The 24,852-nt window shown below is 40.4% G+C and carries 19 protein-coding genes; 6 read left to right on the top strand and 13 right to left on the bottom strand.

Features of this window, described 5'->3' with window-relative positions; translation table 11 throughout:
- The first annotated feature begins 170 nt into the window (after nt 1-170).
- A complete protein-coding gene (locus IGI54_RS03610; protein WP_430621188.1) occupies nt 171-779 on the top strand; it encodes a CYTH domain-containing protein in 609 nt (202 codons plus the stop codon).
- A complete protein-coding gene (locus tag IGI54_RS03605) occupies nt 776-1,423 on the top strand; it encodes a DsbA family protein (RefSeq protein ID WP_071863190.1) in 648 nt (215 codons plus the stop codon). The genes IGI54_RS03610 and IGI54_RS03605 overlap by 4 nt, the downstream gene beginning before the upstream one ends.
- Nucleotides 1,424-1,464: 41 nt before the next feature.
- On the opposite strand, the gene IGI54_RS03600 is transcribed toward IGI54_RS03605, so the two are convergent.
- The 5 genes from IGI54_RS03600 to IGI54_RS03580 all read right to left on the bottom strand — a co-directional run bounded on the left by IGI54_RS03600 (nt 1,465) and on the right by IGI54_RS03580 (nt 7,887).
- Entirely contained in the window at nt 1,465-2,640 is a 1,176-nt protein-coding gene (locus tag IGI54_RS03600) for a class C sortase (protein ID WP_430621187.1), read from the bottom strand.
- A gap of 1 nt (nt 2,641) precedes the next feature.
- Nucleotides 2,642-3,820 (bottom strand): class C sortase, encoded by a 1,179-nt coding sequence (locus IGI54_RS03595; RefSeq protein ID WP_430621186.1) that lies wholly within the window; start codon nt 3,818-3,820, stop codon nt 2,642-2,644.
- A 339-nt stretch (nt 3,821-4,159) separates the two neighbouring features.
- Complete coding sequence (gene pepF, locus IGI54_RS03590) at nt 4,160-5,977, bottom strand: oligoendopeptidase F (RefSeq protein WP_430621185.1); 1,818 nt, start codon at nt 5,975-5,977, stop codon at nt 4,160-4,162.
- Between the two features lie 181 nt (nt 5,978-6,158).
- The gene (locus IGI54_RS03585; RefSeq protein ID WP_430621472.1) at nt 6,159-7,142 is read right to left on the bottom strand and encodes a competence protein CoiA; all 984 of its coding nucleotides are present in this window, start codon (nt 7,140-7,142) and stop codon (nt 6,159-6,161) included.
- A 100-nt stretch (nt 7,143-7,242) separates the two neighbouring features.
- Complete coding sequence (locus IGI54_RS03580) at nt 7,243-7,887, bottom strand: adaptor protein MecA (RefSeq protein ID WP_430621184.1); 645 nt, start codon at nt 7,885-7,887, stop codon at nt 7,243-7,245.
- A 216-nt stretch (nt 7,888-8,103) separates the two neighbouring features.
- On the opposite strand from IGI54_RS03580, the gene IGI54_RS03575 reads away from it, so the two are divergent.
- Nucleotides 8,104-8,709: an HAD family hydrolase gene (locus IGI54_RS03575; RefSeq protein WP_430621183.1), complete on the top strand. Its 606-nt coding sequence runs from the start codon at nt 8,104-8,106 to the stop codon at nt 8,707-8,709.
- Between the two features lie 88 nt (nt 8,710-8,797).
- Here the strand turns inward: IGI54_RS03575 and spxA are convergent, their stop codons facing one another.
- The gene (spxA, locus tag IGI54_RS03570; protein ID WP_071863184.1) at nt 8,798-9,196 is read right to left on the bottom strand and encodes a transcriptional regulator SpxA; all 399 of its coding nucleotides are present in this window, start codon (nt 9,194-9,196) and stop codon (nt 8,798-8,800) included.
- Nucleotides 9,197-10,048: 852 nt separating this feature from the next.
- Between spxA and IGI54_RS03565 the strand changes: the two genes are divergently transcribed.
- A complete protein-coding gene (locus tag IGI54_RS03565; RefSeq protein ID WP_430621182.1) occupies nt 10,049-10,768 on the top strand; it encodes an HAD family hydrolase in 720 nt (239 codons plus the stop codon).
- Between the two features lie 14 nt (nt 10,769-10,782).
- Here IGI54_RS03565 and IGI54_RS03560 read toward each other — a convergent pair whose 3' ends face one another.
- From IGI54_RS03560 to IGI54_RS03545, 4 genes are all read right to left on the bottom strand, one after another.
- The gene (locus IGI54_RS03560; protein ID WP_430621181.1) at nt 10,783-13,962 is read right to left on the bottom strand and encodes an SNF2 helicase associated domain-containing protein; all 3,180 of its coding nucleotides are present in this window, start codon (nt 13,960-13,962) and stop codon (nt 10,783-10,785) included.
- Nucleotides 13,962-17,084, bottom strand: coding sequence for an AAA family ATPase (locus IGI54_RS03555; RefSeq protein ID WP_430621180.1), 3,123 nt, complete (start codon nt 17,082-17,084; stop codon nt 13,962-13,964). The genes IGI54_RS03560 and IGI54_RS03555 overlap by 1 nt, the downstream gene beginning before the upstream one ends.
- On the bottom strand, nt 17,084-18,214 hold the full coding sequence (locus IGI54_RS03550) for an exonuclease SbcCD subunit D (protein WP_430621179.1): 1,131 nt from the start codon (nt 18,212-18,214) through the stop codon (nt 17,084-17,086). Before IGI54_RS03550 ends, IGI54_RS03555 begins: the two co-directional genes overlap by 1 nt.
- A 125-nt stretch (nt 18,215-18,339) precedes the next feature.
- On the bottom strand, nt 18,340-18,969 hold the full coding sequence (locus IGI54_RS03545; protein WP_071863179.1) for a lysophospholipid acyltransferase family protein: 630 nt from the start codon (nt 18,967-18,969) through the stop codon (nt 18,340-18,342).
- A 75-nt stretch (nt 18,970-19,044) separates the two neighbouring features.
- On the opposite strand from IGI54_RS03545, the gene IGI54_RS03540 reads away from it, so the two are divergent.
- Nucleotides 19,045-19,779, top strand: coding sequence for a tRNA1(Val) (adenine(37)-N6)-methyltransferase (locus IGI54_RS03540; protein WP_430621178.1), 735 nt, complete (start codon nt 19,045-19,047; stop codon nt 19,777-19,779).
- Entirely contained in the window at nt 19,769-20,044 is a 276-nt protein-coding gene (locus IGI54_RS03535) for a GIY-YIG nuclease family protein (RefSeq protein WP_430621177.1), read from the top strand. Before IGI54_RS03540 ends, IGI54_RS03535 begins: the two co-directional genes overlap by 11 nt.
- 22 nt (nt 20,045-20,066) lie before the next feature.
- Here IGI54_RS03535 and IGI54_RS03530 read toward each other — a convergent pair whose 3' ends face one another.
- The 3 genes from IGI54_RS03530 to aspS form a co-directional block, all read right to left on the bottom strand.
- Nucleotides 20,067-21,938, bottom strand: a complete 1,872-nt coding sequence (locus IGI54_RS03530) for an acyltransferase family protein (RefSeq protein ID WP_430621176.1) — start codon at nt 21,936-21,938, stop codon at nt 20,067-20,069.
- Nucleotides 21,939-22,084: 146 nt separating this feature from the next.
- Complete coding sequence (locus IGI54_RS03525) at nt 22,085-22,963, bottom strand: YitT family protein (protein WP_071863234.1); 879 nt, start codon at nt 22,961-22,963, stop codon at nt 22,085-22,087.
- A 103-nt stretch (nt 22,964-23,066) separates the two neighbouring features.
- On the bottom strand, nt 23,067-24,839 hold the full coding sequence (gene aspS / locus IGI54_RS03520) for an aspartate--tRNA ligase (protein ID WP_430621175.1): 1,773 nt from the start codon (nt 24,837-24,839) through the stop codon (nt 23,067-23,069).
- Nucleotides 24,840-24,852: the final 13 nt, after the last annotated feature.

Below are 24,852 nucleotides of genomic sequence, written 5' to 3'. Positions count from 1 at the left end.
CCTTATCTTATCACAAACCTCTCGGAGAAAAAATTCTGACATTTTTGTTGTTTAACAAATATTACAAAATACTAACATTTTCACAAACACTAGGCTAATTATTTGACGGAATATGTTAATCTATGTAAGGTTACCTTATAATAGGAAAAATATAAATAGAGGTTAGTGTATTGAGCGAAGAAATTGAAATCGAATTCAAGTCGATGTTAACACAGTCAGAGTATGAACATGTCTTCCGTTTCTATCAACTCTCGCCTTCTCAAACCATCAAACAAACCAATTTGTACTACGATACTGTAGATTGGCAGTTGAAAGAGAATCATATGGGCTTAAGGATTCGTCAGTTTGATAACCATGCAGAAGCAACTTTGAAAGTTCCGCAAGCCGTTGGTCTTTTAGAAGTAACCGACTCGTTAACAACTGAACAAGTTGAAGCGGCTCTTACGAAGCATCGCTTTGCTTTTGACGCAAAAGAAATTTTGCAGCGTTTAGACTTATTAAACATCAACTTTAATGAACTAAGACTAATTGGTAAATTAACTACTCAACGTGGAGAATTGAACGTTCCTGAAGGAAAATTAGCACTGGATGAAAGCTGGTACAGTGGACAGCATGATTTTGAACTGGAGCTTGAAGTACCCAACGAACAGTTCTCCTTGCAAGACTTCAAACAATTCTTGCACAAATTTGACTTACCTTATCGTGCAACCCAAAATAAGATCGCGCGAGCAGTTGCAGCTCAACAGCAACTGGATGATAGAAAGGAGGACCCTCGGTGATTGAGATTTATTTGTTTGTTAATCCGATCGGTAAAAAATGTTTAACTATCGAGCGGCGTGTAATTGAACTGATTGATCAATGTGATCTCAAGATCCAATTACGTCTGGTCCCTATTATGAATCTCAAGACAATTTCTGAATTTATGAAACGGATTGGCGGATCAGAAAAAGACCTCCACTTACGTAAAGACTTGTCTCAAGAAATTTATTCTGCTGCTTTAGATGTCAAAGCGGCGCAGCTTCAAGGAAAAAAACGCGGACGCGACTTTTTGATTGCACTGCAACAGGCGGTGGGCGAAGAAAATAAACCTTATTCAAAAAAGTTAGCGATTCAATTATTCACCCAAATTGGTGGCGATTTGGAAATGTTTTTAGAGGATCGTCGTTCTGAATTTGCAAATGAAGCTTTTTTAGCTGATCAACAGATCGCTAACGAGATGGAGATTACTTTGCATCCTTCTGCCGTCATTTACAATTACGATGGAGACTGCGACGCTGGTGTTCGAATTGAAGGCTGCGATACGATCCTTCATATCCTAAATACATATAATACGCCGGATTTATTGGTGGCATTTTTAAAGTCTCAAAGTAAAAATACGTCATTTAAACGGGTTCCACCAGAAAGTCACCTATCGCTCATTTGAAAAAAAAGCTGTCATTGCTTATTAAAGCAATGACAGCTTTTTTATTTTTTGATCCGCACACGATTTTCTCTAGTAAAAATGTATTCCTTTTGTGGCTTCGTCAAATATAGACTAATTTTTTCTTGTCTTAATTTTTTAATTCCTACTTTAAAACTGATCCCACTGGTTTCTTTAATGCAGTAGACTCCACCAGGAATATTTTCAAACCGTGCATGGCCTTTTTCATCAGTCCTCACTATTAGTGGTACCCCGTCTCTTTGAATCTGTCGTTTCCCATTTTTACTATATATAGCAAACTGTTTATCCGCCAAACCAACTCCAGTTCTATCTTCTCGTGCCAAATTCAAATTGAAAGAGCGCATCTTCAATAAGTACGCATGGATCGCTCGATAAACGCCTATAAGCAGCAGTAAAACTGTCAACAATAAACCAATTAAAGTCAGCATCTGTTTCAAATTTCGTGTTTTATTCGCTTGGTCGATTGCTTTCGCCATTTCTTCAGTATAAGGAACTCGATGGCCTGTCACTAATAAGCGGTGACTATTAATCATATAAGGCGTACAGGTCAACAACGTAACAATATCTCGACCCGGATCAATCTCAATAATCGAAGTATCTTTCGGATCGACCACATCGATTTTATCCACCTTATAAGCCAGCTTTTCTTCAAACAAAGTAATGACGAAAACCTCACCGATCTTCACCTCTTCTAAATCAGTAAAAAGTTTTTTCTCAGGTAAGCCACTATGCGCTGAAATCACTGAATGCGTATCAATTCCACCAGTGGGATAGGAAGTTCCTTGCAGAACTGTCGCCCCTTCTTGCAATAGTTTCTCATTCGTCATGTCAAATAATGGTAGTGTAATCTCAATACTTGGGATGCTAATGGCTCCAATTAAATGGCTGCGGATATATTTATCAGAAACGATTCTACGTTCATTGTCATTGGTAAAAGGATCGGCTAATGGAATCAGACCATTTTTCTTCAGCTCTTCGTTGCGTTTTTTCATTTTTTCTTTGGTTTTACGAACTTGCTCTTGATTTTGTTCTTGATTTTGCCGTTGAAACTCTTCCATTCGTTTTTCATCGATAAAATTATTCACCGCATTAATATAAAAGGGATAGGTCATCACTAGCACGCCAGTCAGAAAGACGAAGATCATTAAGATCTTACTAATCATTTGCTTTTTTGCACCTTTTTTAGAAGTCTGGCCCATGCTACTTCACCTTGCTTTCGATCACGTAATGCTTAATCAGTTGCTTCATCAACTTATAGCCTCGGCGTCCTAAAATTTTGAATTTGCGATCCTTCAGGCGCCAAACTTTTCCTTTCACACTTAGACCATTTTCGGTCTCAACTCGATAAACACCACCGGGAATTTGCTGAAATTCAATTTTTCCATTCGCATCACTGACCGTATGAACTAGTTTACCCTCAAAACGAACCACGTCGCGTTTTTGTGTCAACAAGGCACGAATACCTGGCACTGGTTTACCCGCTTCGTAGAGATAAAAGACAAAATTGTAATCTCGTTTCTTCGATTGATAAAGGATAATCTTGCGCCAAACAAAATAGCCAAAAATAATTAAGAAAAACAGACAACCCGCTACTAAATAAAAAACGCGCCGACGATGGTACTTCTCTGTTTCTTTGATTTTCTCAGCCGCTTGGACCGGGTATTTAATCCGATGGGCCTTGACCAATAAACGATGACTATTAACGCCATAAGGTGTACAAGTTAATAGCGTCACTAAGTCGCGATTCTTTTCAATTTTGAGCGCACTAAAGTTATCAGGTTTGACTCTTTCAATCTTTTCTACTTGATAGGCTAATTTTTTTCCTTCTATATGTAGGTAAAACTTGTCCTGCTTCTTTAATTCTTCCAAGTCAGTAAACAGCATTTTATCTGGCAAACCAGAATGTCCTGTGATTACTGAATGGGTGCTTGACCCGCCAACAGGAAAAGAGGTTCCCTGTAAAACAGTCGCACCCTTATCCAACAAAAAGTCATCCGTTTGATCATAGACCGGCAAGCTTACTTTGATTTTAGGAATAAAAATAGCTCCGATCATATGTTTTTCATAGTATTCCTTCTTGGGACTTTTAGCCCCTCGTAGAGAACTTTCAAAAGGATCATCAAAACTTCCCGCTCCAGGAATAATCGTTCGCAGTTTTTTGTTTTCCTGTTCTAATTTATCTAAGCGTTTCTTTTTATCGGCATCAGAACGAGCTTCCATTTTATCTTGAACTTCTTCTAGTCGCTGTTGGTCAACAAAATTATTGATCGAATCAACTACGAATGGATACATAAAGATCAAAAAACCAGTAATAAACATCATTGCAATAGACAACTTCAACAGCAGATCGATCTTGTCGCGTCTCTCTGGTTTATGCATCTGTATCCACCCCCTTTTATGCTAATTCTCGCATACTCATTCTTAAAAGAGAAATTCCAATTGTAAATTTTCTTTCAACAATTTGAATACAAATAAATTATTTTTCACATAATTAGAGACCTCGCAAGCATGTTTGGTTTGATGCTGATATGTTAGTTCTCTTCTACAACTTTTACTTTCTAATGAATTAGTAGAATAGTATGTAAAACGTTCTTCAAAGAGCTCGTTCATGCAGCCGGTCATTGCTTAAAATGTCGAAAAAATTTTCTAACCCGAAAAACATATTTCAGTGGAAGACAAAAAAGAAGCTAGGAAAACTTTTCCTAGCTTCATCCACCATTATTGTTTTAATTCTGCTACTAATTCCTCTAATTCATCGAGACGTAAAGCGAAAACTTCCATCGCATCTTCGATATACGCTGGCTGGGTCATATCGACGCCGGCCCGCTTCATAACTTCGATCGGATAATCGCTACTGCCCGATTTCAAATAAGTCAAATATTTTTCTAAGGCCTCAGGCTCTTCTTCAACGATTCGTTTTGACAAAGCAATCGCTGCTGAAAAACCCGTCGCATATTGATACACGTAATAGTTATAGTAGAAATGCGGAATCCGTGACCATTCATCCTTGATTTCTTCATCATTGATCACGATTGGGCCATAATATTTTGCGTTCAGCTCACCGTAATATTTGCTTAGATATTCACTGGTCAATGGATCACCTGCTGCATCAGCGGTGTGAATAAAATGTTCAAATTCCGCAAACTGTGTCTGACGGAAAATCGTGCCTTTAAAGCCATCAAGGAAATGATTGATAATATAGGCGCGGACCTTCGGATCTTTCTCCGTTTGTAGTAAATAACTAGTTAAAATATTTTCATTGGTAGTCGAAGCGATCTCTGCTAAGAAAATCGAATAATCCCCGTAAACATAAGGCTGAGTGCTGCGAGTGAAATAGCTGTGAACACTGTGACCCATTTCGTGGACTAAAGTATACAACTCGTCTAAACGATCATGCCAATTTAATAAAATATAAGGCTGGGTATCATAAGCGCCTGAAGAATAAGCGCCACTACGTTTCCCTTGGTTTTCAACGACATCGATCCAACGTTCAGCGAAGGCTTTTTTTACCACACTTAAATAATCTTCTCCTAGTGGTTTCAGCGCTTCGAGTGCTTTGGCTTGGGCTTCTTCATAAGTATATTTAATCGGAGCTTCTGCTAAAAGCGGCGTATATAAATCATACATATGCAAGTCTTCAAGTTCTAACAATTCCTTCCGCAGTTCAACATAGCGATGCAATAACGGTAAGTATTGGTTGACCACTAAAGTCAGCGTCTCATAGACATCTTCCGGAATATGATTTCCGCTTAGAGCCGCCGCGCGAGCAGACGAATATCCCCGCACCTTAGCTTTATAATTATGATTCTTCACGTGAGCGCTCAAGGTCGAAGCGAAGGTATTTCGGAATTGATGATAGACTGAATACAAGGCCTTAAAAGCTTGCTCCCTGACCTTTCGGTCCGTACTTTCCAACAGCTGACCATAGACACCATGCGTTAATTGAACATCTTCACCTGCTTCATTTTTAACAACTGGGAATTTTAAGTCCGCGTTGTTCATAATTGAAAACGTGTCTGATGCACTGCCAAAAATCTCACTGGCACCAGCCAGCAGTGCTTCCTGTTCTGCTGGTAAAATGTGCGCTCTTTCCGAAATGATCTGTTCAACAAAATGACGATACAATTCAAGTTTCGGTTCTACTTCAAAATAATTCCAGATCGCATCATCAGAAAGTTGCAGCATTTCCGGTTCAAACCAGCTGACTGCTTCACTGACTTGGGCGATCAAGCTAGACGCGCGAGCATAAAGCGCTTGATTCGTCGCATTCGCGGTATCCTCATCATTTTTCAAATGGGCATATACGTAAATAACTTCAGCTTTACGATAGATATCTAAGACATATTCGATCGCCGTAAGAAAATCCACGGCTCCTTGATGCAGTGTTCCTTTGATCTCCGTAACTTTAGATAATTCAGCAGATAGAGACTGAAACTCCTTTTCAAAGGCCGCATCATCCGCAAAGATTTTCGTTAGGTCCCAGGTCAATTCAGCTGGAATCTCTTGACGTTTTGGCAATTGTTTTGCTTCACTCATAAAAACACTCCTAACTCTTTTCAAACTATTTTTAAGGAAAAAACAGGCTTCACAATGTCTGGTATTCTTCAGCCTACATAATCACAGGCTAATGCAACGGACATCCTAGCTATTTTTCATCCTCAATCTTACCATAATTCCACAAAAAGTAATTTTAAAAAGAGTTGGTTGAAAATAAACTTTAGCCTTTCTTTGACAAAAAAATGGCTTCAAGATAAAGCCGTTCCAATATTTCTTGCTGACTAACTCGATGAAAAAGCCACTCTCGTTGGTTCGCTGCACGATAAGCCAGAAACTTTGTGAAAATTCGTGAAGCATGCTTTGCTTCCCTTTGAAACAAATAACGAAAGAGAAAGACATCTTCTTGATAAAAGAAAAAATAGCGACTAGGCAGATAGATCCACTCCGATAGATACAAGAGATGGCGTCGCTCTTGATAGAAAAACTGCTGCAATTTAAGGATCCCGGGATTGCTTTGACCCAGTTTGACACTCAACGTCTGCTTATTCGCAAGCATATTTTCTTTCGAAGGAAGGATTTTCAGCGGCTTCTGATACTTCTTTGAATGGAAGATTTGCTTTAAAGGAAGTGAAAAAGCCGGCCACTGCTTTTCTCGGTAGGCCAGTCCCTCATTGTCATGGATATGGTAAAGTAAACGAATCTGATTTTTTTCAATCAGCCAAAGGTGCAATCCCTTCTCTTTATCAAAAGCACAAAATTGCTTTTGTAGCGAAGTAAATTTTTCTTTGGGCCACAATCTTTGACCCAACAGCCACCAATCTTGATAATTTTTCTCCCGATAACCAATGATCCGCTCCTTCAAACGTGACCCTTGGATAGTTGAACATTGAATTTCAACTGCTAATTGCTCATTTAACAGATCTGGTCTTTGGGGCAAATCGGTTAATGGCTGCTCTAGCTTCCAGTCGGATTCAAATCGGGAACCCCATTTCAAAAAAAGAGCTTTTAGCTCTAAATGTTCTGGCGTCTCACCTTCACTCAGTCCCACACAATTGCTATGACTAAAATGTGCGAAGTGGGGAATTTTTACCTTTCCTACTTTACGAATCAATCGTTCTCCACAATCTGGACAAAAATAAGTTTGGTTTTCTTTAACCCTCGTCGCTTCAATCATTTTCTTTTCATCAGTATAAGCAAACAACATCTTCTTCACCTCATAAAAAGATACGCAAAAAGTCCTTGCTTATAAAGCATTGACCAAAAAAATACCACCGCTGAAACCAGCGATGGTATTAAAAAACAATTTAGCTGAAATGAGCCCGCGTAATCTCGATCGCATCACGCTGCATCAACAGTTTTCCGTATTCTTCTAACATTTCTGTAGAGACGGAAGAGGCTGAGGCATATTCTAAAATCTCCGCCGTCGTGTCGGCTAACGCATACTCTCCATAAATTTCAGGATCGAAGTACACTTGTAAATAGTACGTCCCATTTAACAGATACAAATCGCACCATGCATCATCTAAAAAATGATAGCTTGCAAGTTCGATCATATCTTCAAAACTGCTTAATTGGAAAACACGCAGATTGTTCTTATTGCTATTCTCTTCAAGACTTTCCGAATTCGCTAAAATCTGTTGCCGAATCAATTGATCAAAGTCATTGACCTCAAATTCAGTCGAGTTATTCATTTTGCTGATATCCTCAGGCGTCAAGTTCTTGCTGATGAATAGTTCTAACCCGTCATTTTTAGGCAGTACTTGAAATGTGACCGCTTCGCTGCTCTTAAACTCATCCTCAATATCGACTTCTTCCAAAATACTGTAAAAGAAAGATTCGATTTCACGATGATTCCCTAAAAGATCCAAAAAAGTGATCCCTCGTTCAGCTAAGTCTTCATTTTCGATAATGACTCGGATCGTATTCTCATTGATGTGTTCCATCTCCATCTTGGCACACCTCACTTTAAAGATAGATTATATGTTCATTGTAACTGATTCCGTTTAAAAGTAAAGAATGCCGACGGATTTTATTAAATTCCTATAAACAAAGACGAACACCCCACTACGAATGTTTCCCATAGTTTTTACATTCATTTGGACGAATCAGAAATACTTGGTTTGATTGATCGTCTAACGTATACTTTTATTGAAGGAGGTTTTTTGATGATCAAGAATATCGTGTTTGATTTAGGCAATGTTTTAGTCGATTTTGATCCAATAAGATTTATTCGAGAAAAAACTGCTGACGAAAAACAGCAGAAACTGCTTATGAAGGAAATCTTTGGTTCAGTCGACTGGCTGCGCTTTGACAAAGGAACCATTACTAATCAAGAGCTTTTGCTGTCTGTAACAGCTCGACTGCCAAAAGATTTACATGGAATCACTGAAGAGTTGTTAACCACTTGGTATCACGGCCTACATCCCTTACCACAAATGGCGGAGCTTCCACAGCAGTTGAAAGATCAAGGCTTGAGGATTTACTTGCTATCCAATGCACCGCAAGACTTTTATCTATTCGAAGAAACTATTCCTAGTTATAGTGCTTTTGATGGTATTTTTATCTCGTCAGATTGGAAATTGGCAAAACCTGAGCATCAGATTTTTCGAACTTTTTATAGCCACTTTCAGCTAAATCCCGCCGAGTGCTATTTTATTGACGATTCTGCGCCGAATATTTTAGCTGCTGAAGAAACCGGCATGCGAGGTTTCCATTTCAGAAAAGACTATTCAGATTTAAAACAAGATTTGTCTCAATTTATCCAGTTATAAAATCGTGAAACCAGTCAACCCAAATAGTTAATGTTTCAATTTTGTTAGTACAAAATAAAAATGCCTCGCAGTTGCGAGGCATTTGTTTCTATAATCCAGCCATTAATTGCGCTTGACGTAATTCATACTGGCGAACATCCCGAGGCAAGAAGCGACGGATTTCGTCTTCATTAAACCCAACTTGTAATCTTTTTTCATCGATCATAATTGGACGACGTAACAGTCCAGGATTTTCTTTCACTAAATCCAGTAATTCTTTTAGTGACAATTCATCTAAATCCATATTCAACTTTTGGAAAACTTTAGAACGAGTAGAAATAATCTCCTCAGTTCCATCTTCCGTCATCTGTAAAATATCTTTCAACTCATCGATATTCAACGGCTCAGAGAAGATATTTCGTTCAACATAGGGAATCTCATGTTCCTGCAGCCAAGCACGTGCTTTCCGACATGATGTGCAACTAGGGGAAGTATATAGTGTCAACATACATATCACTCCTTTTCTTGACTCTCTTATTTTTGTAACAGGTGTAACTCATCTCCTGCTATCTGTTTCTATTATACAAAAAAAAGGTAACAAAAAAAAGAGTTACTTCCCTTTTTTTTTATAAATATTAGTGTTATTTAATTAAAGGCAACCTAATAAAAGCTATCAGGGCTGACAGGTTGATTTAAAATGAGAATACAATGGCATAAAACTAATTTTAACCAGTGCTATAACAACAATTAAATCTGTACTATTGAATTTAATTATTTTTCGAAAAAATTGAACAGAAAATGAAAATAAAATTTTTTTATTTATACGTAAAATACTTAACAAGTTTTATAATTTTAAAAAAACATACTCAAAGCCAAATAATATAACCATCTTTCAAAATAATTCTAAGTAATCAAAATCGTCCCTTTACTATTATTCTTAAATTATAGTTATTTTATTTCACTTCTTTTTTTTGGCTTCTGTACCAAAATATTTTAAAATTTTTTTCTCTTTTTATAGATACAGTTTTCATTCATTCAAAATAATTCAAAATTTTTAAGGACTATTCAAAGATTGGTAGAACTGATAATTAACACCCGTTCTAGCATTCCAATCATTATTTTTTCTCCTGTGTATAATTTTGATTGATTTATTAAGATGTTTTTTTCTTTTTTTTCCAACACCAATAACATAACAAGAACAATTTAAAAAAGCTAGTTTTTTGCCTATTTGCTATAATAGAATTGTTTATTACATTAATATTCTACAAGCAAGCTTGTAGAATATTAATGTAATGGAGAGTATAGCCATTTATGCGACAGAAGCTTTTTCACAATTAATAAAATAATTAGGAGTGATTCTATGATTCAAGCAATTGTATTTGATTTAGACGATACCTTATATGCACAACAGGAACCCTTCACACAGGCGATCAAGAAACTTTTCCCATCTTTCCCCGCAGAAAAGATGCAGGCTCTTTTTATTCAGTTTCGCTATTACAGTGATCTTCATTATATGAAATCAATTTCTGGTGAATGGTCATTAGAGAAAATGCGTCACGAACGAATTCGTTTGGCATTAGAAGATTTTGATTTTAATGCGGCGACTGATGACTTAACTAAGTTCCAAGCTGCCTATGATGAAGCATTGAACCAGATTTCCCTACCGACTGAGACGAGAGAAATCCTTACTTTTTTGACGCAGCAAAAAATCCCGATCGCCGTCATTACAAATGGACCGATCATCCGTCAAAACCAAAAAATCGACGCGTTGCAGCTGCAAAAGTGGATCAAGCCAGAAAATATGTTTATTTCTGATGCTCTCAAGATCCAAAAGCCTGATCCTGAAATTTTTCATTTGATGGCAGAAAAGTTGGCGCTACCAGCGGATACGATTTTATATATCGGCGACAGCTTTGAGAATGACGTCGTCGGCGCGAAGTCTGCCGGTTGGCAAGTCTGGTGGTTCAATCATCAAGGCCGCGAGCTTCCCGCCGGACAGTCCGCTATCTATGATCTAGAAATCAATAGCTTTCCTCAGTTGAAAGAACAACTGTTGAACGAAAAAAAATTGCAGCGCTAAGCGCCGCAATTTTTTTATTCTCCTAGACTCAAAATCATCCGGATATCTTCTTCAGTCAGTTTATTGGTTTGTTCTTCGTTGCCTTGGATCACTTTTTGGAAAAGTTCACGTTTTTCTTGTTGTAGTTGATTCATTCGCTCTTCAATTGTTCCTTCGGCAATCATTCGCCACACTTCAACGACCTTCTTCTGCCCGATTCGGTGGGCACGTCCAGCTGCTTGTTCCTCAACCGCCGGATTCCACCATAGGTCATACAAAACGACCGTATCGGCGCCGGTCAAGTTCAGTCCTGTACCACCGGCTTTCAGAGAGATTAGAAAGACATCTTTTTCACCTGCATTGAAAGCATCTACCATTTTTAAGCGATCTTGGACTTTCGTACTACCTCGTAAATAGAAGCTTGAAAGTCCTTCTTCAGCAAATTCTTGCTCGATAATCGAAAGCATGCTGGTAAATTGTGAGAATAATAGAACACGACGCCCATTTTCTTTGGCAGCTTTGATTAAATCCTTCACTTGTTCCAGTTTTCCAGAACCGCCCTCGTAGCCTTCCATAAAGAGACGTGGGTCATCACAAATTTGACGCAAGCGCGTCAAGCCTGCTAGGATACTTACCCGCTGCTTACGGAAAGTGGCTGAATCCATCTGATCGACTTCTTGCTTCATCCGCTTCAAGTAAGCAAGATAAACTGTCTTTTGTTCTTCAGTCAAGCTGCTTAATACATTGGATTCAATTCGTTCAGGCAACTCTTGCAAGACCGTATCTTTGTCCCGTCGTAAAACGAATGGCTGGATCATCTTGGCAATTTCAGGGACTGCCATTTGGCGGAAGCGTCCGACGCTTGGGAAGAATCCCGGCATAACGGTTTGGAAGAGAGACCATAATTCTTCCAAATTATTTTCGATTGGCGTACCACTCAGTGCAAAACGATGCGGAATTTGTAACGTTCGCAACGCGCTAGACGTTTTGGTGGAAGCATTTTTGACCATTTGCGCTTCATCTAAGATCATATACTGATAGCCGGCTTGTTCGTGCAGATCAATATCTTGACGTAAGCTGGCGTAAGAGGTGATCACGATCTCCTGCGCTCCCGCCAAAGCCTGTTCACGATCGGCACGACTGCCGGAAACGACACAAGAGTTTAGACTAGGCGCGAATTTTTTAATCTCTGCTTGCCAGTTATAAACTAAACTGGCTGGAGTTACGATCAATGCCTTAATCGGTTGCTGCGCTTTTTCTGCCAATAAGAAGGTAATCACTTGAATAGTTTTTCCTAGACCCATCTCATCCGCTAAAATTCCACCGAAGCCATAATCACTTAACATTTTCAACCAGCGAAATCCTGCTGCTTGATACGGCCGTAATGTCGCTTGAAGATTTTCTGGCAGTGGAACTTGATAATCTTCTGGATGCGTCAAATCCTGTACCATCGCGGTAAAACTTTCGCTAAACTGCGCTTGCGGATTATCTTTCAAACGTTGCTCAAGCATGATCCCCTGACTCTTCGGTAATCGAATCAAGCCGTCTTTAGCATTGATTTTTTCTCTTAATTGACCGATCATTTCGCTCGTTTGCTGAAACGCTTCTGAATCAAAAGACAGCACTTCACCGTTGTCTAAAGTATAAAAACGATCTTTTCGCAGCAAACTATTCAATACGTGATCGATCTCGTGGTCATCAATTCCGGTTACATCAAATTTGATATCCAGCCATGAGCCCGATTGATCGACTTCAATCGTTGGTTGGAATTCTTCACCATCTAAGAAGAGCTGTCGTAATTTTTTACCCATCCGAACTTCGGCGTATTTGCGGAATTCTTCAACTTCGACTTTAAAGAAATAATACAAATTGTCTTTGACCGGTATCTTTTTTTCAAATCCGGTATCAATTTTTTGGTACCGATACGTATCAAATAAGTCCAAGATCAACTGCTCTTTCTTGCGATCTCTTAAAATCTCGACATTGTGAGGCAATTTTGGCTGATGCTCTTCATTGGTTGAAAAATAAGCTTTGCCATAATGAAACTCTGCTTCAGCTTTGATCATGCCTTTGATTTTTCGAAAGATCACGACAGCCCGCAACGGCTCTTCTTGCATGATTTCTGAAACATCGCCAGAAACTGCGACCCGGCCGATTTTCCGTAAATAAGGAAAGACCTCTGTGAACAGCTGAGATAGTTGTCGCTGTTCGTAAGTGATGACTGGCTCTTTCAAGCGCTTCATCAATTGTTTCAACGTGATATACGTATCTTGTTGTTCATGAGTCATTAAGTAGTAGGAATTTTCGATAAAACCTAAAAAATAATTACTATAATAATTCGTGAAGCGGTCTTCGATCGTCAAGCCAAAATCATTTTCGTCACGTTTCTCTAACGCAAATAATAAAGGCAGCTCTTGTCCTTCATGAACTTCAGTGTAGGTTTTTTCCCCAAGTTTGATACTCAAATTTCCCGTTTTTTCCATTGCCTTTAATAGTTCCTGCATCCGGTGAACTGGTAACAAGAGATAACGTTTGTCCAGCTTGCCTTTGACTTGCAAGCCAGCTTTACCTAATAACTGATAGGTTTCACTGATCCCAACTAAATCTTCAATCAGATCGCGACAGGTCGGATCGAACGCTCCCGCTTCGATTTGGAATCGATATTGCTTATTCACCGTATAAGCTGAATCAGTTTGATAGGCATGCAAGAAGTCATATAAATTTTTCACGATATAACTGCGTTTATTTAAATTACTACCGATCCGCAAAGAGACAGCCAGCACGTCCAGCTCGGGATGGTAAGGGTTCGTCGGAATCGCTTCTACTAGAAAATCGACGAATAATGATTGCAATGGCTCGGCTTCTTTTTCCAAACGTGAAAAGCCTTGGTTCAATAAATCAGCGAAGGAGACACTACTCTCCATTTTTTTAGGTAAAACTGTTTCAGGCTTGATTACTCGCGATAAGCCTTTTTCTCGCAAATACAATTCCACCGCTACCGTATGTTTACAGTAGCCGTGTTCTTCCCAATAAGGGCAGGCGCAAATATCATTTTCTTTGCCGCTGCCATCTAAATCAACCAGATAAAGTTCGCTGCCTAATACTTCTCCATGCCAAACACGACGAGCTGGATCTGCTTCAACTGATAAGACCCGCCCTTCTTTTAAATAGGTTCTGCCGCGTTCAATTACTTTTTCTGGAATACTCCATCTCATTAACCTTCACTCCATCCTTCTAGCTGGTAACGAATACTGCTGCGCCCCGTCCCGCTAGTCTCCACAATAATTTGTTGTGGGATACGCTCTTTCAATTCTCTCACGTGACTGATGATACCAATCATCCGTCCCGCATTCTCAATTCCTTCTAATGCTTCCATCGCCATCTCCAGCGCTTCTTCATCCAGCGAGCCAAAGCCTTCATCGATAAACAAGGCTTCAATCGCCACACCGCCCGCTTGATTCTGGATCACTTCCGCTAAACCCAATGCCAACGACAATGCGGCAATAAAACTTTCGCCGCCGGATAAAGTATGAGAGCTGCGAGTCGCGCCAGCATTATCATCGTAGACATTGATTTCTAGGCCTGTATTTCCTTTTGAACGACCGGTTGCTTGATTCAACTCGAAACGGTAGCGTCCTTTTGTCAATTGATTCAGCTGTTGATTGGCACTTTGCAAGACCTCTGCTAGGTACCATTGCAAAACATAGCGTTCTAGACTGATCTTTTGCGGATTATCCCCATTCATCGTTTGATAAAGCTGTAACAACTGACTTAATTCGTCTAATTGCTTTTTACTTTTCTGCTGGAGCTTTTGAATTTGCTGAATAATCTCACGTTGCTGTTTAAGTTGATTCTCTTTTGCAAAATACTGCTGTTGAAAGGCCGAGACTTGCTCCTCTTTTTCCTGCAACAAGTTCTGTAGTTGGCTTAGATCCGGTTCTTTCTGATCTTGAACCAATTCAAGCAGTCGGTTGATTCGATCGCTTATTAATAATCGTTGCTGCTGAAAATCTGTGATGATTTCTTCTAACTCAGCAAGGTTTTTAATCGGCGCTAGTAAATCTGCTTGCACTAATTCTGCAGTAGTCAACTGTTCTTGCAACTGTGCTTGGAAAGCGGCTAATTGTTCAGCCGTTACTTGCTGTTGTTTTTTCAAAAGCTTTTGATTTTCCTGCAAACGGATCTGCTGTTGTTCGATTTCCTTTAAGTTGTCTTGATGCTTTTGCAACCGGCTTTGGTAATCTGCTAGTGCTTCGGTAAGCTCATTGATCCGCGCTTGCAAACTGTCTAGTTGCCACTGCTCCGTTTGTTCAATCAGACTTGTAATCCGACCAACCAACGTTTGACTCTCACTTTGAAGTGTCGTCAACTTCGTTTCAAGCTCGACCTTTGCTTTTTCCGCGGCTTCCGTTTCTGATTTTAGCTGCTGAAGGGTTTCTTCTGATTCAGCAATCTCCGACAACGCCTTACTAGTCTCTGTTTGCCGGTCTACAAGAAACTCTTCCAGCTCTTTAATCTCTGCCTCGACACTACTTTGATAATAATCAGAGAAGGCTTGACGGTATTGATGAAGCTGTTGCTCCAGTTCTTCTTGGGTAGCTAAACGCTGGGACTGTAACCTATCAAACGCCTGCTTCGCCATTTCAAAACGTGCTTCCGTTTGTTCCTTCAACGTCTCCAGTTCTTTGATTTGAGCTTCTTTGGTTTCAAGCTCTAGCTGCAGCTGAACCAAATCTTCCGAGCCGAGCTGCAAATGTTGCGCCGCTGCGGGGTGCTCCTTAGAACCGCAAACAGGACAGGGCTCGCCAGGCAACAGTTCTAAACTTAAACGAGCAATCTCAGCAGCTGCCCATTGGCTTTTCAATTTTTTGTAATCGCCGGTTTCACTCGTTAAGCGGTTACTCGTTCGACTAACGGTTTCAACCAATTGTGCTAATTTAATCTGTTGATCTTCTTCCTCTTCTTGCTGCTGGAAAACTTGATTTGCCAGCGCTTGTAACTGATCCATCCTTTGCCGAAATTGTAATTCTTGATAGCGGCGATCTTGCCATTTTTTTTCAGCGCTGATTTTATGCTGCAAGGTTCTTTGTTGCTCTTCAGACCGTTTTAATCCTTCGTTGATCTGGGTTTGCTGTGCTTTTTGTTTTATCAACTGGTCAGCCAACATCTGTTTTTCCTGCAGCAATTGTTCCCGCTGCTTAACGAGAGGCAAGAGAGAAACTAATTGTTGGTTCACTTTTTCTTTTTCAAGCCATTCAGGGCGTTGCTGGTCAAATTCAGCACCTTCTTTTTGACATTGTTCGATTTGCTGCTGCAAGGCTTTCTCCTGCTGCTGATTGGCTGTTTCTTCCAAGCTTTGCTGTTCTTGCAGCTTGATTAATTCTTGGACTCGTTCAAAGGTTGGACGGATCTGTTGGATTTTCTTCTCACGGGCCAGTTGCTTTTTCATTTCTTCAATTTCTGGTAAGCGTGCGTCTAATTGCTGCAAGGTTTGCTGAGCACTACGATAGTGCTGAAAGTTTTCAGCTAGTTCCTGAGCTTTTTGGAATTGTAACTGGGAATTTTTTAGCTCCTGCTCTTTATCAGACAATGCTAGCTTCTCGGTCTGCAATGCCTGTTCTTCCTCGGCTAAATATACGTTAGCCAGATTCAAAGATTCTTCATAGGTCAGGCCTTTTTCGCTTAAAACTTGCTGAAATAATTGATCGATCCGAGTCGTCAACTCGCCTACTGCTTTTTCTAAATCCTGTTTCTGGATTTTTAGATTCTCAGTGAAATTCCGATAAAAATTCGTTCCAAATAAACTTCGCAGGACCATTTCTTTTTCCGTACTATTAGCATTCAAAAAGGTGCGAAATTCTCCCTGCGGCAGCATCACGATCTGCTTGAACTGATCTTTTTGCAAATGCAGAATCTGATAGATTACGTCATTTACCGCATCGACCTTTGTATAGGCTTCAGCTTCTTGTCCTAAATCGTTAAAGACAATTAATTGGACTTTTTGATTTTTCGTCGTCTCGCCTTTGCCATTTTTCTTGGCTAAGGTCTGTTTGGGACAGCGCTCGATGGAATAATTTCTTCCTTGGTGCTCAAAGAGAAATTGTACCCGGGTTTCTTCCGAAGGTTCAGCAAAGGACGAACGAATCTCATTGGAAGAGCGCACACCACCTGACGCATCTCCGTATAAAGCGAAGGTGATCGCATCGAAAATAGTCGTTTTCCCTGCGCCGGTCTTACCGCTAATCAAAAATAACGGCGCTTCGGTCATCTGTTCAAAGTCCACTTCTTCATGTAGGAAGGGACCAAAATTTTCCATAATGATTTTCTTTGGAAGCATCAGTTGATCCCTCCTTTAATCAGCGCCTGCAGTCCTTCTTCGATCCACTGCTTCTGTTGAGGTGACAGCTTCGTTTGAGAAACTTCGGTGAAGAATTCTTCGGTCAAGGTGACCGGTGATTTTTCTTTAAGACTCTCAGCCTTCAAGCGATTCTCAACCGCTGTTTCATAGCCGTTGAGCCGCTGAACTTGAATGATCCGCGGATAGACTTGCCGCAATTGATTCATTAAATTTGGAATGACTGCCCGATCTTCTAAAAGAATAGACAAATAGTCCTCCCGTTCAACTCTTTCATAATAAGCTGGATCTAATAGCTCCTCAAAACTGGCATGCAACTCTTGAATTTCGTGTAATGGAGTCAATTCATGAAAAGTGAAAGTACTTGTCTGGGTGTCAACGATCCAAACACCTTTCGTCTGATCCTTCTCCGATAATGAATATTTTAAAGGGGACCCGCTATAGCGGGCGTTTTCCAACTTCAAAGCATCTTTTCCATGAAGATGGCCTAACGCGACATAATTAAAATCAGTTAATAAACGGCCATTGATCCCGTCTAAGCCACCAACTTCGATCTTCGTCTCAGAATCGGTTTTGCTGCTGCCAGCAACAAAAAAATGACTAACTAGAATCTGGCTCATCGTCGGATCAAAACTCGCCTTCATCTCTTCAATGACTTTCGGCATCGCCGCTTGGATCGTCCGCAACTCTGAATCTTCAAAATAGATCCGCGCATCAACTGGTTCAAAATAAGGCAGTAAATAAAATTGGACGTCCCCCATTACCACCGGTGTGAAGGCTTCTTGTAACCGGGTATGGAGATGGAAATCGGCTTGATCGAACCATGGTGCCCCGGTAGCCAAACGAGTGGCACTATCATGATTGCCTGAAATTGCTAGTAAAGGAAAGCCTTCGGTTAAGTTCCATTTAGCGATCGTTTGATTTAATAACCGGACACTGTCTTCAGAAGGGACAGAACGATCATATAAGTCCCCCGCAATGATAATTGCATCCACCGCCTCTGTTTTAGCGATTTTAAGTATTTGATCAAGAATATATGCTTGATCTGACAGTAGGTCATAGCCATGCAGCTTTTTGCCAATATGCCAGTCAGCCGTATGTAAAACTTTCATTGATCCACCCTTTTCCTCATTTAGTCCTTCCCAAAAGTATAACACGATTCCCTATTTTTTTCTGCTTAGCAAGTGGATGTTGTCTTAGAAAAAATCTTGTATAACCAAAGAAAAGAACGCTGAGATCAATCAGCGTTCTTTTCCTTAGCCACGTATTTAAAATTAGGATCGATCTCATGATCCAACTGATCGAAAGCGCCTTGCACTCGACGTTCGACTTCTGCTAAACCAGCTTTGTCCATTTTTTTAATATCTGAAAGATCGATTGGATCGCCAAAGCGAATAATCACTGGTGTTCGTTTAAATAGCTGAGAAAACTTCGTTGGCCCTTGATAAACAGACGGTACGATCGGCTTTTTTGACAAACGAGAAATCAAAGCCATCCCGCCTTTTAATTCAGAGGAATGACGGGTGCCGCTAGGAAACATAATCAAGCTTTTGTCTGAGTCTTTCAACATTTTGACTGGACGTTTGACTACGCTTGGGCCAGGCTTGTCACGATCCACCGGAAAAGCATTCAAGTGGACTAAGATAAATCGCAAGACTGGATTCTTAAACAGCTCCGCCTTCGCTAAGAAACTAAATTGTTTCGGCGATGCGCCTAACGCCATATAAACTGGGTCCCACCATGTCCGATGGGGAGCGACTAAAATATAATTCCCCTCTGGTAATTTATCTTGATTTTGATAATGAGCATTGCCGTTAACGACCGCTAAAATTCCTCGAGCGATCACACGAATAATTTTAAAAAACATTTTTTCTTCCTTTCAGTTATCTGACTAAACGTAGTATAATACAACGGTATGATTTTTTTAAGGGGGCAATTGAAATTGTTAAAAAAAGGTGAACGAATCGATCAGCTTTACGCGGAAGATATTCAAATCATCCAAAGTTCAGAGGTCTTTTCTTTCTCGATTGACGCAGTACTTTTAGCCAATTTTGCGCGGGCACCTAAATATGGCAAAATTATTGATCTGTGTGCTGGCAATGGTGCCGTCGGACTTTTTTTGAGCCGTAAGACTTCTGCTAGCATTGATCAGATTGAATTACAGCCGCGCTTAGCTGATATGGGGCAACGCAGTATTGCATTGAACCACTTGGATAATCAATTAACGATGCACGAATTAGATTTAAAAAATACATTTGATTTTTTTCGGGCCGATTCGACCGACTTAGTTGTTTGCAATCCGCCTTATTTTAAAGAACTGCCAACCAGTAAAAAAAATCCGAATCCTCACTTAGCGATCGCCCGCCACGAGATCCACGCGACATTAGCAGATGTCGTTCAAGTCTCAGCAAAACTATTAAAAATGAACGGTCGCTTTGCAATGGTGCATCGTCCGGATCGTTTTTTAGAGATCGTTGATTGCTTGCGAGCCAATCGAATCGCACCAAAGCGAATCCAATTCGTTTATCCGAAGCCAGGAAAAGAAGCCAACGTCCTTTTAATCGAAGGAATCAAAGATGGCAAGAAAGACGGTCTGCGTTTTCTGCCACCATTATATACTTATGACGACTCTGGCAGCTACTCACCCGCCTTACAGGAGATGCTTTATGGCAACTGATCATTATTTTTACGTTTTACTTTGCAGCGACCAGTCCTTTTATGGCGGCTATACAACTGAATTGGCTCGCCGTTTGAAAGAACACAATGCTGGAACCGGTGCAAAATATACTCACCCAAAAAGCCGACGGCCGATTCAAATGATCCATGCTGAACGCTTTGCGACTCGCAGTGAGGCTACCAAAGCCGAGGCCGCCTTTAAAAAATTACCTCGTAAGCAAAAAGAACACTACTTACTGACCCAACAAGCAAAAAACGTTTTGTGAGTGACTCACAAAACGTTTTTATTTATTGTCCTTTTAAAATTTCTTTGGCAATCAATGAACAATAATGGATCGAGCCCCCTTCATTTGGATGGACTTGATCATCATAGAACCAATCAGGATGCGTATTACTATAGCCATACCAATCAATCAGGTGAACATTTTTGTACTCTTTCGCAACGGCGTCTAAGGTACTATTCACATCATTTTGCCAGCGACGTGTCGGTACGTGGGTATTTAGTACAAAGACCTGATGCTTGTCGCCTAAAATATTCATAATCTGAGCAAAGTCATCTTGGTTAAAAGGACCATTTGTTCCTAAGCTTAATAAAACGGTATCGTTTAATTCGCCCTTGTCCTTTAAGGTTTGCAACAATGGTGGGCTATCTTTCAATTGCCGACCAACTTCACCATCAACCACCATTTTGGGGAATATTTCCGTCAGTCCTTTTGAACCAGCTAATAAAACAGAATCGCCAAAGGCGGTGATCTTCAAATTTTTCGCTTTCGTTATTTCGCGATTGCTCAAACTATATTTATCAGCTAGACTTTTGGGAGCCTCGGAGCTTTCGGTCGTTTGATCGGTCTGTTGTGTTTCGCTGCTTGATTGAACCGTTTCAGTTTTATCCGCAGCCTTTTTATTTTGCTCAATTTGTTTTTGTAACGCTTGTTGATTGGCATCGACTTGATTCGTCGGTGCGATGATAATACCCACCACAGCAATCAGTGTGAGCAACCCGCTGAAAATAAAGCCAATCTTGCGCCGGCTTTTTAACGGTGCATAAAAAGAATTTTTCAAGGTGGCAAAGCTTTCACGATAATTGAAGTAACGCAACGGCTTTTCTACAAAACGGTAAGACAACTCGGTAACTAAGCCAATCAAAAGAACTTCTACGATCGTATGGAGAAAAATATGATTCGCGACATTCACTTTCGCTTCGTAAAAGATCATGACTGGAAACTGATACAAGTAGATCCCATAGCTACGTTTGCCGATCCAGCTAAAGACCGGATTGGTCAACCAGCGATTCCAACTCGCACCAGGATGAGCAGTAATCGCTACTAACAAGATGCTTAAAAGGCTAACTAAAAACATCCCGCCATAATAGACAAAGGTCAGATCATCTCGTAAAAATAAAAATGCGAGGATCAATAAGATCATCGTAACTAATCCTACGCCATTCAAAATCCGCTTGGCCTGCGGCGGAATTTGTGATTTTAAACGAGTGCTTGGCCAAATGAATGCCAAAGCGCCCCCAAGTAAAATTGAGAATAAGCGGGTATCAGTCCCGTAATAAACTCTTGTTGGATCAGAACCGGGAACATACAAGACCGCCATTAAAATGGCCGAAACAAGGGCCGCTCCTAAAATACTAAAAAAGACATTGGCTTTGTTTTTTATAAATTTCATCAAGAGAACAAACACGACCGGCCAGATTAAATAGTTTTGTGATTCAACTGCCAATGACCAAATATGGGTAAAGGGCGACTCGCCAGCAAACCGATCAAAGTAAGACATTCCGTGATTGATCTGCCACCAATTGTTCACATAAAACAAACTACTAAGGACATTGCCTCGTAAATTGTTTAGCAGATTGCGTTGAAATAAAGTGATGTAGGCTGAAGCACCGATCAGCATCGCCACCAGCGCTGGGTACAATCGCTTCATGCGCCGATAATAAAATTGTTTAATGTTGATTTTCCCTGTCTGCTTCCATTCCTGTAAAAGCAAGTCGGTAATCAAATAACCGGAGACCGCAAAGAAAACCGGAACACCCAAATACCCACCACGCATTTGCGAAGGCAATAAGTGATATAAGATAACGCCTATCACTGCTAAAGAACGAATACCGTCAAAGCCAGTAATATAACGACTGTTTTTAAGTCTTTTTTCCATAATTTATTTTCCAACTTTACTATAGAATATCAATAAAATACCAATTTTAACTATACGTTCAAACGGGGGAAACTGCAACATTTTCTCAAGAAAAAAAAGATTTCCTAAACAATTAAAAAAAAGCTGGAACAAAAATCGTTCCAGCTTTAATCCATCGTTTCTTCGTAAAAGCGTCCTAAAATTCGAACATTCTCAGAAATGCTGACAAAGGCTTGCGGATCTGTTTCTCGCATAATCGCCTCAAGCATTGGCAATTCAAAACGCGTCACGACCGTAAATAAAACCGTCTGCTTGTCATGCTTATAAGCACCTTCCGCTTCATTGATGATTGTAATCCCGCGGCGCATTTGATCTTGAATCCCTTCGATGACGCGATCAGGACATTTAGTAACAATCATGACCTGCATCTTCCGTTGTTTTGTATAAAGCGCATCGGTTAATTTGCCGCTCATAAAAATCGCCAACGCAGAATAAAACATATATTGCCAGCTAAATAGAATTCCCGCCATCAGCATAATCATGACGTTGAAAATAATCGAGATCGATCCAACTGAACGCCCTGTACGTTTGCGGATCGTGATACTTAGAATATCCAAACCACCAGAGGACAAGCCGTTCTTCAACGCAAAACCGATCCCCACTCCCATGATTGCACCGCCAAAGATCGCACAGATGATTGGGTCCTTGGTCAAGGTCGTTTCAGGAATGATATGGATAAAGAAGGACGTTAAAAATACAGTGATGAAGGTAAAAATAGTAAATTTATGACCGATCTTGAACCATGCCAAGAAAAACAATGGTACATTGATTAAGAACAGCGTAATAGATACTGGTACAGTAAAACCAACTACCCGATGAGACAAGGTCGTCAATATTTGGGCAAACCCGGTGGCTCCGCTAGAATAGATATGTCCGGGCTGGTAAAAAAAGTTTACGGCGATCGCCGCTAAAAATGCATAAACAACTGCGACAGATAAGCGGGTGGCGTAATCGTGATGGGGCCACTCCTCTATCTTCTTTTTCATCATGTACTTCCGCCTCATTTCAAAAATTCAATCACATTATACGTATTTTCATGAAAAAAAGAAAGCACCTACCATGGAGGCAGGTGCATCTCTTAGTATTTTCTTATTCTTCTACTTTAGTCACATCGATACTCAACTCATAAAGTTGTAGTGGGGAAACCGTACTTGGTGCATCTGACATCGGATCAGCGGCTTTCCCATTTTTAGGAAAGGCAATCACTTCACGAATATTATCTTCACCAGCTAGCAACATCGCGAATCGATCCAAACCAAGAGCGATTCCGCCGATTGGAGGAAAACCATAATCCAATGCTTCTAACAAGAAACCGAATTGTTCATTGGCACTTTCACGAGTAAAGCCTAACGTTTCAAAGACTTGTTCTTGCAATTCGCGAGTATTGATACGTAATGAGCCGCCACCTAATTCGTAACCATTCAAGACGATATCGTAGGCTTGAGCATATACTTTTTCTGGATGATCCTTCAAGTTTTCAATATCTTTTTCCATCGGCATTGTGAATGGATGGTGAGCAGACACGTAACGACCCGCTTCTTGGTCAAATTCAAATTGTGGCCAGTCAACGACCCATAAATAATCGAAACGATCTTCATCAATCAAGCCAAGCTCTTTCCCAACTTTGGAACGAACCGCGCCTAAAGCCGTCACAGCAGTTAAAAATTGATCCGCCGCAAACATCAATACATCGCCGGCTTCTGCATTCATTGCTTTCTTCAATTCATCGCTGACGCCGCCCATGAATTTCGCGATTGGTCCAGTCAATTCTCCATTTTCATCAACTTTGATCCAAGCTAAACCTTTTGCTCCAAATTGACCAACAAATTGACCTAAACGATCCAATTCTTTACGAGAATATTTGTCAGCCGCACCTTTGGCATTCAACGCTTTGACAACACCACCATTGTCTGAAGCCATTCGGAAAACTTTGAAATCAGTTGCCGCAGCGATCTCAGTCACATCAATCAATTCCATTTCAAAACGTGTATCCGGTTTGTCAGAGCCATAACGTTCCATCGCTTCGTCCCAAGTGATACGAGGGAATGGTAATGTCACTTCGATACCGCGTACATCCTTCATCACTTGTGCGATCATCGCTTCCGTGTATTCTTGAATTTCTTCAGCAGTCAAAAAGCTGGTTTCAATATCAATCTGAGTAAATTCAGGTTGGCGATCGCCACGTAAATCTTCGTCACGGAAACAACGAACGATTTGATAATAACGGTCAAAGCCGGCCGTCATTAATAATTGTTTCAAAATTTGCGGTGATTGCGGCAAAGCATAAAAATGTCCCGCGTGCACCCGTGAAGGTACCAAGTAATCCCGCGCGCCTTCTGGGGTTGATTTTGCCAAGTATGGCGTTTCGATATCTAAGAAATCATTGTCATCTAAGAAACGACGAACCGATTTTGTCAATTGATGACGCATCATGATGTTTTTCGCCATTTTTGGACGACGTAAATCCATGTAGCGGTATTTCAAACGAACTTCATCGCTGATATTTTGTTCATCTTCAATTGAGAAAGGTGGTGTCTTGGCACTGTTCAAAATCGTAATGTCTTCACCTTTGATCTCAAACTCACCAGTACTCATTTTTTTATTGACGGCACCTGCATCACGACGGATCACGGTTCCGGTAATTTCAACAACAAATTCGCTACGGCATTGATCCGCCACTTCCCAAGCTGTTTTTGATTCTTCCGGGTTAAATACCACTTGCACAACGCCTTCGCGGTCACGCAAATCAATAAAGATCAAACCGCCTAAGTCACGACGTTTTTGGACCCACCCTTTTAATGTTACTTGTTGCTCTAAATATTCTTCGGACACGCGTCCGCAATAGACAGTACGTCTAGCCATTTTTTATTCCTCC

The sequence above is a fragment of the Enterococcus sp. DIV0800 genome, from assembly GCF_050559735.1.
In the GTDB taxonomy this organism is placed as follows: Bacteria; Bacillota; Bacilli; order Lactobacillales; family Enterococcaceae; genus Enterococcus_A; species Enterococcus_A devriesei.
The sequence above is the reverse complement of the archived record's forward strand: the minus strand, read 5'-3'. Positions and strand labels throughout refer to the sequence as shown.

What these genes read in the sequence shown, in the direction of transcription:
- IGI54_RS03600 (WP_430621187.1), bottom strand. Translation starts at nt 2,640, where the DNA reads ATGGGCCAGACTTCTAAAAAAGGTGCAAAAAAGCAAATGATTAGTAAG.
- IGI54_RS03595 (WP_430621186.1), bottom strand. Translation starts at nt 3,820, where the DNA reads ATGCATAAACCAGAGAGACGCGACAAGATCGATCTGCTGTTGAAGTTG.
- pepF (WP_430621185.1), bottom strand. Translation starts at nt 5,977, where the DNA reads ATGAGTGAAGCAAAACAATTGCCAAAACGTCAAGAGATTCCAGCTGAA.
- IGI54_RS03585 (WP_430621472.1), bottom strand. Translation starts at nt 7,142, where the DNA reads ATGTTGTTTGCTTATACTGATGAAAAGAAAATGATTGAAGCGACGAGG.
- IGI54_RS03580 (WP_430621184.1), bottom strand. Translation starts at nt 7,887, where the DNA reads ATGGAGATGGAACACATCAATGAGAATACGATCCGAGTCATTATCGAA.
- IGI54_RS03575 (WP_430621183.1), top strand. Translation starts at nt 8,104, where the DNA reads ATGATCAAGAATATCGTGTTTGATTTAGGCAATGTTTTAGTCGATTTT.
- spxA (WP_071863184.1), bottom strand. Translation starts at nt 9,196, where the DNA reads ATGTTGACACTATATACTTCCCCTAGTTGCACATCATGTCGGAAAGCA.
- IGI54_RS03565 (WP_430621182.1), top strand. Translation starts at nt 10,049, where the DNA reads ATGATTCAAGCAATTGTATTTGATTTAGACGATACCTTATATGCACAA.
- IGI54_RS03560 (WP_430621181.1), bottom strand. Translation starts at nt 13,962, where the DNA reads ATGAGATGGAGTATTCCAGAAAAAGTAATTGAACGCGGCAGAACCTAT.
- IGI54_RS03555 (WP_430621180.1), bottom strand. Translation starts at nt 17,084, where the DNA reads ATGCTTCCAAAGAAAATCATTATGGAAAATTTTGGTCCCTTCCTACAT.
- IGI54_RS03550 (WP_430621179.1), bottom strand. Translation starts at nt 18,214, where the DNA reads ATGAAAGTTTTACATACGGCTGACTGGCATATTGGCAAAAAGCTGCAT.
- IGI54_RS03545 (WP_071863179.1), bottom strand. Translation starts at nt 18,969, where the DNA reads ATGTTTTTTAAAATTATTCGTGTGATCGCTCGAGGAATTTTAGCGGTC.
- IGI54_RS03535 (WP_430621177.1), top strand. Translation starts at nt 19,769, where the DNA reads ATGGCAACTGATCATTATTTTTACGTTTTACTTTGCAGCGACCAGTCC.
- IGI54_RS03530 (WP_430621176.1), bottom strand. Translation starts at nt 21,938, where the DNA reads ATGGAAAAAAGACTTAAAAACAGTCGTTATATTACTGGCTTTGACGGT.
- IGI54_RS03525 (WP_071863234.1), bottom strand. Translation starts at nt 22,963, where the DNA reads ATGAAAAAGAAGATAGAGGAGTGGCCCCATCACGATTACGCCACCCGC.
- aspS (WP_430621175.1), bottom strand. Translation starts at nt 24,839, where the DNA reads ATGGCTAGACGTACTGTCTATTGCGGACGCGTGTCCGAAGAATATTTA.